Raw genomic sequence first — 12,783 nt, 5'->3', positions numbered from 1 at the left:
TATGGAAATGAATCAGTATTTTGATTTCTTAGCACCGGATGATATTCGGATTAAAGGACATCGCATCGGGATTGAGACGGTACTGTATGAATATTTGCATCGGGAACGCACCCCAGAAGAAATTCAGCAATTCTATCCATCTCTAACTTTAGCAGAAGTTTACACAACTATTTTGTATTATTTGCTGAACAAGGAATCAGTAAGTAGATATATACAAGATTGGTTGGAATGGTCGCATCAGCAGCGAAAGCTCCAAGTAGCAAATCCCCATCCGGCGACAGAAAGATTGCGAAAATTGAAAGCTGAACGGGAAAGACAATCTGTTATCCAGGGTGCTTGAGAAATGGCGCTCAAATATTTAATGGACGAGAATGTTACGCCCATTTATGCTACACAACTTCGGCGAGAATGCCCTGATTTAGTAGTTTGGGCAGTGGGCGAAATTGGTACCCCCCCAAAAAGCACTCTCGATCCAGATATTTTGATTTGGTGTGAGGATCGTAACTTTATTTTGGTGACAAACAATCGCAAGTCAATGCCGGTACATTTGGTAGATCATCTGGCTCAAGGTGGTCATATTCCAGGGATTTTCGTTTTGAATCAGGATTTAAGTATTGGGCAAAATATTGAGGAATTGATTGTGATTGTTGATGGTTCGTTTGATAACGAATACCAAGACCGAATCATTCATCTCCCTTTAACATAAATCTACTAAACAAAAAATGTGTAGCCTTTTTCCTCCCCAGATTCCTCGCGGGTGGCAAGAAACCGGGTTTTTGCTCAGAAGACGGGTTACAGTCGTAGAAACCCAAAAAAACCCGGTTATGAAGGTTTTGATGCGTAGGCCACGGAGGACACGGCAATGCCGTTTCCCTACCCCAAAATAATCGACGCTCGCCCTCCCTCGGATATAATCATCGCCAGATTAATTTTCGGGAAACGGCACTGCCGTGTCGTGATTCCCCCCCACCAAGCAAAAATTCCTGTCACAATAAAATGAATCCTACCAGAGACAAAGGGCATGACGCGAGAGGAAGCAGTGCGGCGAATTCACCGGGCAGCCGAGGAAAAATTGACTCAACTGGATTTGTCGGGGCTGGACTTGGAGGAATTGCCGCCGGAGATTGGCAAGTGCACGCAGCTTGAGAAGTTGGTGTTGGGGAAGGTAGAAAGGTGGCAAGGGTTTAATGTTAACCCGAGTCTGAAACTAATAATCCCGAATCAATTAAGAACACTGCCAGAGGAATTGCGATCACTCGTAAATTTGCGATCGATTGACCTCAGCAGCAATCCATTCGGAACGATGCCAGAATTGCTGCTGGAAATGAAGCAATTAGAGAGTTTAAATTTAACCAGGATTGGTTTAACAGCCATCCCAGAGGCGATCGGCAAACTGTCGAATCTGACACGGCTTTACCTCAGTGAAAATCAGATTACAGCAATCCCAGAGGCGATCGGCCAACTGTCGAATCTGACACAGCTTAACCTCATGAGCAATCAGATTACCTCCATCCCAGAGGCGATCGGCCAACTGTCGAATCTGACAGAGCTTGACCTCCATAACAATCAGATTACATCCATCCCAAAAGTCATCGGCAAACTGTCGAATCTGACACGGCTTAGCCTCAGTGACAATCAGATTACATCCATCCCAGATGATCTCGGGCAACTGTCGAATCTGACAAAGCTTGTCCTCAGTTACAATCAGATTACCTCCATCCCAGATGATCTCGGGCAACTGTCGAATCTGACACAGCTTGTCCTCAGTGGCAATCAGATTACCTCCATCCCAGAAGCGATCGGGCAACTGTCGAATCTGACACAGCTTGTCCTCAGTGGCAATCAGATTACCTCCATCCCAGAAGCGATCGGGCAACTGTCGAATCTGACACAGCTTGTCCTCAGTGGCAATCAGATTACCTCCATCCCAGAGGCGCTCGGGCAACTGTCGAATCTGACAGAGCTTTCCCTCAGTAGCAATCAGATTACCTCCATCCCAGAGGCGCTCGGCAAACTGTCGAATCTGACACGGCTTGACCTCGGTGGCAATCAGATTACCTCCATCCCAGAGGCGATTCGTGGCATGGAGAAGCTGGAAAAACTGGATTTGCGAGGTAATCCGATACCAATTCCGCTGGAAATATTGGGCGGAAAACAATCATCTCAACCAGGCGATTTACGTACCATCCTCGATTTCTACTTCCAAACCCGCGACCCCGACGCTACCGAAGAACTCAACGAAGCCAAACTTTTGATTGTTGGCGAAGGCGAAGCGGGAAAAACCACCCTTGCAAACAAACTCCTCAACCGCAACTACGAACTCAAAGAACGAGAACCCTCCACCGAAGGCATCGACGTGATGCGCTGGGAATTCACACAAGCCAACGGCAAACCTTTCCGCGTCCACCTCTGGGACTTTGGCGGACAGGAAATCTACCACGCCACCCACCAATTTTTCCTCACCGAACGTTCCCTGTACGTCCTCCTCGTCGATAACCGCCGCCAAAACCCCAACCTCTGCTACTGGCTGAGTGCCGTCGAACTCCTCAGCAACAGCAGTCCCGTCTTCCTCGTCCAAAACGAAAAACAAGACATCCGCTGCGAAATCAACCTCTCCCAACAGCGGCGCGACTTTGCCAATTTAGAAAAAGATTTCGCTACCAACCTCGCCAGCAATCGCGGACTCGCAGAACTCCAACGCGCCCTCCAAAACCGCATCGCCACCCTCGACCACATCAGCACGCCCGTTCCCAAACGCTGGGCAAGCGTCCGCCACATTTTAGAAAACTATTCCCAACGCCAAACCCACATCGCAGTCAGCGAATTTTTCGACATCTGCGCCAGCCAAGGCTTTAAAAAATCCGATAAACCCGCCATGCTGACTCTCAGCAAATACCTTCACGACTTGGGAATTATCCTCCACTTCCAAAAAGACCCCATCCTCAAAAACATAGTCATTCTGCGTCCCGAATTGGCAACCAATGCTGTTTACAAAGTCATCAGCAAGAAAGAAATTACTGACGAAAAAGAAGTCGCCGACAACGCAGAAGTCATCGCCAACTGCGGGTATTTCACCCAGGAAAACCTCAAACAAATCTGGTGCGAAAGAGAATACCGAGACTTGCACGACGAACTACTCCACTTGATGAAACACTTCAAACTGTGTTACGAAATCCCCTGCCAACCCAGACGCTACATCGCCCCGCAACTTCTCCCCCTGGAAACGCCCGATTACACCTGGGACGACACCGATAACCTGATTTTGCGCTACGAATACGACTTCATGCCCAAAGGCATCATTACCCGTTTTATCGTCGAAATGCACTTGTTAATCTACCGCCCTCAACCTTCTTTACCAAAGGGTAGGGGAGATATCGTGTGGCGCGATGGAGTCATCCTCGCCGACAATTACGCCAAGGCTGAAGTTATCGAGAATTACCACCAACGAGAAATCCGCATTCGAGTTTCCGGCAACCACAAAAAATCTCTTTTAGACCGCATCCGCCACGAACTCTGGAAAATTCACGCGACTTACGACAATCGCCTCAAATACCAAGAATTCATCCCCTGCAACTGTGCCGAATGCAAAGGCAGCCAAGACCCTCACCTCTACAATTTTGAGTCTTTGCGCCGCCGTTTGACCAACCGCCGCTACGAAGTCGAATGCGACAAATCTTATCAAATGGTCAACGTACGCGGCTTGATGGAAGATTTCCCGGATAATTTGCAACAATGGGAAGAGAAAGAGCGAATTTCTGGAATCGATCGCCCCGATTTTGGAGATTCTTCTAGCATTCAATTCAATATCAACGTTAACGGTAAAAAAATGACTCAAGATTCTTCCAAAACCAACAACTTCAACGGCCCGATGTCTGGTGTGATTGGCAGCGACAACACCACAGTTAGGAATAACGCATTTATCCAAAACAATAACGCCAATACCGCCGAACTGCTACAACTAATTTCATCAATGCGTGAAACTGCCGCCCAGTTTCCAGAAGACATTCGCGAGGGTGTAGTTATCGATATTGAAGATGTTGAATCCGAAATCAAGAAACCGGAAAACGAAAGGAATCCAGCTAGATTAAAGAAAAGTTTAAAAGCTATTTTAGCGACGGCGGCTGCGATCGGAGTTGGCATCGCTGGCGTGACTGATTTTGCTGATAAGGCGATCGATGTCGGTCAAAAACTGGGTATCGAACTCAAGCTACCATCGGCACGGTAAATTATTTGCAATTTTCGCGATATTCATATTACCACAGTCAGGACATGGCGCCGTGTCCGACTGAGAATTTATATTATCTTAGCTTTTTGAGTTTCTTCAAGTGCGATCGCCTCAAATTTTCTACCAACTGCCGCAACTGACTCAAATTTCCCGCTTCGCCCCCGTACTTCCACCGCACGTAAGCTTGCGAAACTTCATCAATCACCTCAGCTTCATCAGTTGCATGATTACCGCGCATTGCCTCAGCATACTCCAAAGGCGTTTGAGCTTTCTGCTTGGCAAATCCCCGACTCGCCAAATCCTTCAACATTTGCTGATAAACCCCCTCCACCGGCGGCAACTTCGCCAGCCAGCGGCGGTAGCGCCACTTGCGCCACACTTGCCAAATTAACCAGCCAAAGAAGCCAAAGCCGATCGCGCTAATCAACCCAGTAAATAACCCCACCCAACCCCTAGCAAACTGTCCCAGAAACCAACCCAGAATCAAACTGATCCAGCCAATTACAAAACCTATAACTGAATCCAGCCCGCTTCTGAGAGGAGTCGGTAGCCAAGCCGCGATCCACTTCCAAAACGATTCCAGCGCGCTAAAAGTCTGGTTGTCTTCCACCGAAGCCGGAATCAGCGGATAACCTGGAATCGGATTAAAACCAAACCACCCGTATCTGGGAAAATATACCTCCGTCATCAAGAAAGCGTCGGTATTTCTCACCACATACAAACCTGTAAACGGATTGAATTCTCCCGTATCGAAACCGCCAGCCACTCGCGCCGGAATCCCGATCGATCTCAGCATAATTGTCAGTACCGTCGAAAAATGGTCGGGATATCCGCCTGTAACTTTTTTGCCGTCTTGCGTGTTTTGATAGCCAAACAAAAAACCCTCGACTAAATCTTCACTTTCTTCTAAATAAGGCAAAGCTTTGACAAGTTTGTAATTAGGATTTTGTTTCAAATATTGAGCTAAGTACAAAGCTTTTTCGTAGGGAGAATCGATCGCCCTGTCCGACTTAGCCACTCTTGTTCTCCCCAACAAGATTTCTTCAGTTTTTTCTCGCACTTTCTGGGCAATTTCTGGCGGCACGTCCAAATAGAATTTGCGAATATTTTTCGGGTAATTAGTACCAGTTTGCCCCAACAAGGAGCGATCGCGAAACGGCACGTTAGAAATCACCGTATAAGTCAAACCTTCCGCCAATTCCACAGGCGCTCGCAAACCTCCCTCCGCATCAATCGCCACTTCCTGCGTCGGAAAATAAAGTTCCTTCGGCTTGTTTAAAGCCGGAATCAAATTCGGTAACTGAGCAAGAATAGTATAACTTTGAATCACCTCTTGAGTGCGGGGCGCATTCGGATACGGATTCAGATAAAATTGATAAGACCAGCGAGGTCGATTCACCTTAAAAGCGTCGTCGTTGCGCGAAACTTCCCAACCCTGACCGGTATATTTGTCAAAGCCCAACACTCGCCAAAAACCCGCCGCCTGCGATCGCACCCGCATCACCACTTGAGGTTTTAATACCCCCCGCAAATTTTGATTGATGCGCTGGTTGAAACCGTAATAAAAAGTAGAGTCTACCTCTCCTGGCCCTTTGTCTGGGTTTCTCCCCTTCCCTCCGCCAGTTCCTTTTTGATTTCCCCCCCTGACATACCCCGGATTCAGAATGCTGCGCGAGTCAAACTCCCCCTGATATTCAATAGGAGCACTCACGGGAAAAGTCCGCAATTGATAGCCTGGGAGGCGCGGCAAAAACGCAAAAATAGCCAGCCCCAACCCTACAGTTATCAACAGTAACAAACTAAAATACTTGGGGGATAAAGTAGCAGCAAATAGGGATAAATTGTTGTTTTTACTTCTACTTTCTGTCGCCGGATTGATGTTTTCTAGCTTCGAGAGTCCCAAGCGCGATCGGTAATCCAGCACCAAAGTCGGCAGCACTAAAGCCAAAAATGCCAACAGCAGCGGCCCAAAAGTCAGCGTTTGACTGATGGTCGCCGCTACACTCAACAAAATCAGCCCGATGACGACCGAATAGCCCAAATCCTTGCGGCGGGGCAAATCGAAACTGTGCAACACTTGAATGTTAATTAACAGTTGCGCCAAAACTAACCGCGTATCGTTTAATTCTCCCACCAAGCGGGTAAAAAAGGCAAACAGCGCCACCAGCATTCCAATAGCTATGCAGAATTTAGCGGCTACATTGCGATCGCGGCGGCGGTACCAACTCCAAGTTGCTCCCACAATACTAACAGGCACAGCCCACAGGTTCAGGCTTTCTTCAGAAGCAACATCAGTAGCCACAATTCCCACAATTACCAACAACTGAACTAGGATTCGCAGCAGTAAAGAATCCTCAGTCACCGGCGGAGGCATTGCCTCTATCCGCTCCCACAGTTTACCCAAAACAGGTATATTTCGCAGGTTATCAGTTGTCATGTGCACCCATCCAACGATTTTAGATTTTAGATTTTAGATTTTAGATTGAATCCACAGATTTATCTGGGTTTTAACTAATATCTAAAATTTTTGGCTTTCCGCGACAGACTTCAGCAGATTGTATTCGTTTTTGTGTGAGGTCAAACCGCAGAGTAAAAATCTAAATTATTTACTCTAATTTGACTTTTCTATTTGCTATTTTGTCTTTACAAAGTTGGACGAATAGCAAACATCAGAGGTCTGGTATCGAAGTTTTGGAATTTAACTTCTAGGGCATAAGTCTTGTCAGGTTGCGGGTCAAACAACTCCACACTTAAATGCCCGGAATTCGGACGCTGTGCAGTTGCTTCGGCATCTCCTCCCTTGAGTTCCAAACTTCCTCCCCCTGGAAATTCGCACTCAACTCTTAAACACGGCCTTGGTGGTTCTGTGTTGCGGTTCGACAGGTATTGAGCTGAGAGAGTCAGGGAACCCAAAGCAGTCAGCCACTCCCGCGAAATAGGGGGCTGGTTTACAGGACAATTCAAAGTTAGAGACTCAAGGATTTCTCGGGCGGCCAACAACGACATTAGCATTTGTTGATCGGTAGTTGCCGCTTCGTAATTCGGTAAATCTTCTACTTCTAAACCTGTAATTCCTCTGGTAGCACCTCTGAGTACGAAACCAGCTAATTGGTTGAGTTCCTCAGACTGGCCCGGAAATAAACTATCTACAGCGCGAACTAATTTCGAGCCTTCCCGCAGCGACGACATTACCAATTGCTGACAAGGTTCTAGCAGTTGAGCAAAAACCCCTTGGGCGATCGGAATTGGCAGGCGACCCCATCTAATATTTTGTAGTTGGGGAGTCCAGAGGTGCAGGGGTGGAACCCATTGGGGGACTGCATCGTCTGGATAGTCGTGTTCGTAGCTCTTGAGTTCTGTTTCCCAGGGGAACAGCGGCGGGTTGGCTTCAATTTCGGATCTAAGCCTTTCTTTTAACAAGGTCTGAAAACGGTCTTGCACGGTCGGTATTTCTCCAATAGTCAGGGGTTGTGCGGGTGAAATGCTCTGCGACCCCATTTGATAGTCCAGCGGGTCTGGTTCGTCCCATTCCCAGTATTCCACCCCGGAATTCTCTTCTGTTTCGCCCCACTCTTCTGAGGGAAGGGGGTCATTGACGTTTTCCTGCTCTTCGCTAGAGGCATTCGGGATTGGCGCCTGCAATATCCAGTCTAAAAAATGGCGCTCGAAAGCCTCTGCATCCCTGTTCGTTTCGTTATTCATCAGTAGATGCCCCTTCTCCGGAATCTGAACGATTTCGCAATTCCCAGGCAAGTTCCAGCAATTTAAACCACCGTTTCTGTACCTGGGCTACCGTGCTGCCGAGGGTTTGCGCGATCGCTGACTCTGACAGACCTTGTTGTTTCAACTGTAACAAACGCTGTCCCTCTGGGCCAATTTGTTCGCCAAAGGACTGCCACTGAGAAGGCAGCAAACCTAAATTTTTGTCTAAGTCTGCTTCCAGCCACTGGTGAACGAGTTCCCAGCGGTGCGACATGGCGAACCTGAGCAAGTGGTACTTGAAGCGCTGCTGCAAATAGTCTCTTTGGCGGGGAGTTATGCCCAGGATCGACTCTATTTCGTTAGTCGGCAAGTCTTGCAAGCGCAGCACGAAGTAATCGGCGCATTCTTCTTGGTTGCGCTCTTTTAAGTAGGCGACTAATTCGTCAATCACGTTTTGCCGCAGAGATTCTGACTCGTCGGCTGGGGGGCGAATTGCAGATGAACCCTGTCGGGCCATTGCTTCCCGCACCGAGTGCACGGAGGTGTCGTTCCAAGTTTGGTCAGAATCCCAAGCCCCTCCGTCGGCGGCTTGTTCCATATCTACAGAGGTTTCTTTGGGCTGCTGCTGGGAAAAGGTTTGGGCCCGTAAAATAATTAGTTGCTGGCTGCGGTTCCGAGGTAAGGGAATGCGCCGTTTGCCGAAGCGCTCTACAAAGGCCATGTACTCTGCTAGTTCTAAGCGAGTGCGGGGGCTGTAGGTGGGTGGTAGTTGGGTTTCGCGCCGGAAAGCCTTTAAAGCTTCGAGATAAAATCCTTGCAAGAAATCTCTGATCAGTTCTATTCGCGCCTGATAGCTAGACTGCAACTGGGGAGGGGTGATGGAGCGATAGACGATCGCGCTGAGGGTGCTTTGCAATTCTACTCGCCCTGGCCCGGATCCTAATTTTTCATAGTGCAGACATTGTTGCAAGCGGTGCCGGGCGAGGCTCTCGGCTGCACCTTCTATGTCTCCTGAGTCTTGAATCCGCTGGCTTTCTGTGCATATCCTGGTGACTTCTGCTGCGAGTCGCCCTGCTACATCTTGGCAGTTCTGCTCAGACGCCCGAGTGGACTTTTTGAGTTCGTCTAACAGCAGTTGAAATATGGTTTCCACGCTCTGGCCGATTTCCCGCATGATGGTTGACAGCTCACTTTGAAAGTAGCACACCCTGGGACTTTAAATTTATAATTTTAGATTTTATCAAAAAATTGGGTTTAAAACCCCGTCCTTCTATGGCGACTTTATATTTACTAGCGTTGCATCTGCCACTAAATATGTTAAGTTAGTGGAATGCTAACCATGAATTACCGCTATCGAATCTATCCCAGCATCACTCAAGAGCAGTCGCTCAAAGAGTGGATGGATGTTTGTCGCGTCGCCTATAACTATGGGCTGCGCGAAATTAAGGATTGGTGCAATAGCCGGAAGTGCATGGTTGACAGATGCTCTATCAGTCATGAGTATATCATGGCTGCTGACAGTCCTTTTCCTAGCGAAGTGAATCAGCTTAATGCTTTGCCAAACGCTAAAAAGGTGTTTCCCCGATTGGGCGAAGTACCAAGCCAAGTCTTGCAGCAAGCTATTAAACAACTGCACCGAGCCTGGGATGGGTTTCAAAAAGTTGGGCATGGATTTCCCAGATTTAAAAAATTTGGACAATTCAAGTCTTTGTTGTTTCCCCAATTTAAACAGAATCCAGTGCAGGGAGTACATATTGCCTTGCCCAAGTTGGGGGCCATTGCAATTAACTTGCATCGCCCGATACCGAGTGGCTTTGTAGTTAAGCAGGTTCGGATAATTAACAAGGCTGATATTTGGTACGCTAGTATCAATATCCAATGCGATGTTAGTGTTCCCAATTCTATGCCTCACGGCCACCCAATTGGGGTAGATGTTGGGCTTTCCAAGTTTTTGGCAACTAGCGACGGAGTTCTTGTAAAGTCGCCTAAGTTCTTGAAAGTGATGCAAGGCAAGCTGAAATTGCTGCAACGCAGACTTGATCGGAAAAAGAAGCGGTCTAAAAATTACGAGAAACAACGGATCAAAGTTGCTAGACTTCACCACACAATTGATAATACCCGTAAGGATTTCCACTTCAAGCAAGCTCATGCGCTTTGTGACGCGGGTGATATGGTCTTCATGGAAGACTTGGATTACCGAATTCTGGCCAAAGGGATGCTTGGCAAACAGATGCTGGCGGAGGGTTTTGGGCAATTCCGAGCTATCACCAAGTACGTGTGCTGGAAGCGTGGTAAGTTCTTTGTGGAAGTCAGGGCCAGGAGGACTTCTCAAGAGTGTCCTGAGTGTGGTGCAACAGTTAAAAAAGACTTGAGTGTTAGAGTACATCATTGTCAAGAGTGTGGATTCATTGCCGATAGAGATGTAGCTAGTGGTCAAGCGATCAGAAATAGAGGAATAGAATTAATTAGTACGGCGGGACACGTCGGAATCCAAAACGCCTATGCAGACGGTTTGCCGGGGACTGAAGTATCTCAGTCTAGGTCAAAGTCGAAAACCCATAAGGGAACAACTAGGAAATCTTTGAAGTGATTCAAAGAAGCTCCGTACCTTGACAGTCGGAGTCATGTCACAGTGGGCAGTGCTGGGTATTTACCTACTTTAACCTGCACCTGTTACCCTAAAAATTTGAAACTCAAATTTCTAATTAACTGACTGATGGATTTAGACCAACAGATTGAAGCACTGATCGACAAAGCTCCGCCCGACGGTTCGACACCACAAATTTTAAAGGCGATCGCCCCGGCGCTGATTTTAATTGCCCAACAGCTACAGCACCTGGAATACTCTATCCTGCAAGCGGTAGACGAAAGTTGGGCGATCGTGGTTTTGAGCAATCTCAAGCAACCGGGACGGGAAAAAAAGGTGATTTATGCTTTTCCCACTCTTGAAGATGCGTCCTCCGCAGCGGCGGCTGGGGGCGATCGCGTCAGGCCCGTGTGTTTGCCTGTTACTCACATTTTATTTCAGATGATCGCCCTCGAAGGTCTAGACAGCATTGTTTTTTTTGAAAATCCCGGTAATCAGGAAGTCGGGACAGAAATCCCTCGCCCGCAAGTGCAGGAATTAATTAGCGTTTATTTGCAACAGTACCGATCGGCTTTACAGTCAAATTCTAGCAATCTGCCCCCGGATATCGCATAGTTGGCAATGGGAAATTGGGAGTTAGGAATTGGGAATTGGGACTTGGGAATTGGCAGCCCCAAGCTGGTAACTAATACCCAGTTCCTTCTCCCTTCTTCCTTCTTCCTTCTTCCTTCTTCCTGCTAATAAAGTCGGCTCAAAACGTAATCTGCTAAATCTATCAAAGCTTGGCGGGACTCTGAATGGGGCAGCGCTGCCAAGTATTCGACAGCTTTCTGCGCGTGATTTGTTGCTAGTTCTCGCGATCGCACTATGCCTTGAGAATCTGCTACCAATGCCAAAGCCTGTTCTATATCTCCTTCTTGAGCGAACTCGCGTTCTATGAGAACTTCCAAATAAGGCTTTTCTTCTAGGGCAAATAGCGCTGGCGCTGTCAGATTTCCGCCGATCAGATCCGAGCCTGCAGGTTTCCCCAAAGTTTCCGTTGAAGCGGTGAAATCTAATATATCATCTACTATTTGGAATGCCAAACCAATGTGGCGACCGTAGTTATACAAATCTTCTGCTATTTCCGGTGAAACTTCGCTCAAACATCCCGCTGCTTTGGAACTGTTGGCAATTAAAGATGCTGTTTTGTAGTAACTTTTTTCGAGGTACGCTTCGATAGACAAACTGGTGTCAAATCCATTTAGTCCCTGTTGAATTTCCCCCTCTGCTAAATCCATAATCACTTCCGAAAGCAGTTTGACTACTGGCAGGTTGTCCAGATTTGCCAAATGCCACGAAGATTGAGCGAACAGAAAATCTCCCGCCAATACTGCCACTCGGTTGTTAAACCGACTGTGTACCGTCGGTACTCCCCGCCGCAAGTCCGACTCGTCTACCACGTCGTCGTGAACTAGACTGGCCGTGTGAATCATTTCGGTGATTTCCGCGAGGCGGCGGTGTTTTTCTGTGATGGCACCATCGGGCATAGTCGCCTTGGCCATCAACAAGACTATTGCGGGTCTTACCCGTTTTCCCTTTGTGCCGAATAAGTATTCTGCAGCCGCGTACAAGATGGGATGACGGGCACCCACTAACTGTTTTAAGTTTTCTGTCAACAGTCGCAGGTCTTCTTCAACCGAGGAAAATAGGACAGTGCTAGAGATCATGGATACGCCGACTCAAGCCGTAAAGTAACAAAATTTTACATATCATATCTTTATTTTAAGGTAATTCTTTGCAACAGGGAAGAGAAATTTTGGCGATCGCCACTGATTTGCGATCGGTAGCCCGATCGAAGTCACCCGACTACCTCCAGCCAGTAGCCTGCTGCCAGAGCCGTTACCCCTATTGTAACGAATTGTTAAGTATCTTGTCGAAAAATCTGTAAATCCCAGAAACCCTGTGTTATTATGGGTATTAAGGATTTAAACAATTCTATACATTAAGTACAGGCTGTGATTGATCCAGGCTGGCAGGTAGCTTGCAGGTGCCTGTAAGAATTTCGTATAACCAGCCTTATTAGTCAGATCGCAGCAAAAATTTCTGGGACAGATTTTTAGTTCCTTGGGACTAAAAATTTTCAGAAGTTAAGACTAGCGTATCTTATGTGCGCGGTAGCTCAAAGTAGCTAAAGTGGATGGTTTTACGTTGTTTAAGCACCTGTAAAGCAGTAAATCATTATTGACCCCGCCGAAAAACGGAAGCCACCGACAACAGTCGTGGAGAG

Annotated in this window: 9 protein-coding genes; 5 read left to right on the top strand and 4 right to left on the bottom strand. The window is 47.5% G+C overall.

Annotated features, from left to right (window positions below; translation table 11 throughout):
* The first annotated feature begins 7 nt into the window (after positions 1–7).
* The 3 genes from AACV78_RS10490 to AACV78_RS10480 all read left to right on the top strand — a co-directional run bounded on the left by AACV78_RS10490 (position 8) and on the right by AACV78_RS10480 (position 4,225).
* The gene (locus tag AACV78_RS10490; protein WP_445329582.1) at positions 8–340 is read left to right on the top strand and encodes a DUF433 domain-containing protein; all 333 of its coding nucleotides are present in this window, start codon (positions 8–10) and stop codon (positions 338–340) included.
* Positions 341–343: 3 nt separating this feature from the next.
* On the top strand, positions 344–706 hold the full coding sequence (locus AACV78_RS10485) for a DUF5615 family PIN-like protein (protein WP_194008506.1): 363 nt from the start codon (positions 344–346) through the stop codon (positions 704–706).
* Positions 707–1,021: 315 nt separating this feature from the next.
* Positions 1,022–4,225: a leucine-rich repeat protein gene (locus AACV78_RS10480; protein ID WP_194074285.1), complete on the top strand. Its 3,204-nt coding sequence runs from the start codon at positions 1,022–1,024 to the stop codon at positions 4,223–4,225.
* Between the two features lie 73 nt (positions 4,226–4,298).
* On the opposite strand, the gene AACV78_RS10475 is transcribed toward AACV78_RS10480, so the two are convergent.
* The 3 genes from AACV78_RS10475 to hetZ form a co-directional block, all read right to left on the bottom strand.
* Entirely contained in the window at positions 4,299–6,662 is a 2,364-nt protein-coding gene (locus tag AACV78_RS10475; RefSeq protein WP_194008504.1) for a transglutaminaseTgpA domain-containing protein, read from the bottom strand.
* A 206-nt stretch (positions 6,663–6,868) separates the two neighbouring features.
* Positions 6,869–7,927 carry a hypothetical protein gene (locus AACV78_RS10470; RefSeq protein WP_194008503.1) on the bottom strand — a complete coding sequence of 353 codons (1,059 nt, stop codon included), beginning with the start codon at positions 7,925–7,927 and terminating at the stop codon, positions 6,869–6,871.
* Complete coding sequence (gene hetZ / locus AACV78_RS10465; protein ID WP_194008502.1) at positions 7,920–9,101, bottom strand: heterocyst differentiation protein HetZ; 1,182 nt, start codon at positions 9,099–9,101, stop codon at positions 7,920–7,922. Before hetZ ends, AACV78_RS10470 begins: the two co-directional genes overlap by 8 nt.
* Positions 9,102–9,266: 165 nt before the next feature.
* Here hetZ and AACV78_RS10460 point away from each other — a divergent pair, with 165 nt between their 5' ends.
* Positions 9,267–10,517: an RNA-guided endonuclease InsQ/TnpB family protein gene (locus AACV78_RS10460; RefSeq protein ID WP_339383568.1), complete on the top strand. Its 1,251-nt coding sequence runs from the start codon at positions 9,267–9,269 to the stop codon at positions 10,515–10,517.
* Between the two features lie 126 nt (positions 10,518–10,643).
* A complete protein-coding gene (locus AACV78_RS10455) occupies positions 10,644–11,129 on the top strand; it encodes a hypothetical protein (RefSeq protein ID WP_194008500.1) in 486 nt (161 codons plus the stop codon).
* 122 nt (positions 11,130–11,251) lie between these two features.
* Here the strand turns inward: AACV78_RS10455 and sds are convergent, their stop codons facing one another.
* Positions 11,252–12,223 carry a solanesyl diphosphate synthase gene (sds, locus tag AACV78_RS10450; protein WP_194008499.1) on the bottom strand — a complete coding sequence of 324 codons (972 nt, stop codon included), beginning with the start codon at positions 12,221–12,223 and terminating at the stop codon, positions 11,252–11,254.
* Positions 12,224–12,783 lie beyond the last annotated feature (560 nt).

This window comes from Tychonema sp. LEGE 07196, from assembly GCF_963890365.1.
In the GTDB taxonomy this organism is placed as follows: domain Bacteria; phylum Cyanobacteriota; class Cyanobacteriia; order Cyanobacteriales; family Microcoleaceae; genus Microcoleus.
The sequence above is the reverse complement of the archived record's forward strand: the minus strand, read 5'-3'. Positions and strand labels throughout refer to the sequence as shown.

Coding starts and splice junctions, on each gene's coding strand:
- AACV78_RS10455 (WP_194008500.1), top strand. CDS start 10,644: ATGGATTTAGACCAACAGATTGAAGCACTGATCGACAAAGCTCCGCCC.
- AACV78_RS10480 (WP_194074285.1), top strand. CDS start 1,022: ATGACGCGAGAGGAAGCAGTGCGGCGAATTCACCGGGCAGCCGAGGAA.
- AACV78_RS10460 (WP_339383568.1), top strand. CDS start 9,267: ATGAATTACCGCTATCGAATCTATCCCAGCATCACTCAAGAGCAGTCG.
- hetZ (WP_194008502.1), bottom strand. CDS start 9,101: ATGCGGGAAATCGGCCAGAGCGTGGAAACCATATTTCAACTGCTGTTA.
- AACV78_RS10470 (WP_194008503.1), bottom strand. CDS start 7,927: ATGAATAACGAAACGAACAGGGATGCAGAGGCTTTCGAGCGCCATTTT.
- AACV78_RS10490 (WP_445329582.1), top strand. CDS start 8: ATGAATCAGTATTTTGATTTCTTAGCACCGGATGATATTCGGATTAAA.
- AACV78_RS10485 (WP_194008506.1), top strand. CDS start 344: ATGGCGCTCAAATATTTAATGGACGAGAATGTTACGCCCATTTATGCT.
- sds (WP_194008499.1), bottom strand. CDS start 12,223: ATGATCTCTAGCACTGTCCTATTTTCCTCGGTTGAAGAAGACCTGCGA.
- AACV78_RS10475 (WP_194008504.1), bottom strand. CDS start 6,662: ATGACAACTGATAACCTGCGAAATATACCTGTTTTGGGTAAACTGTGG.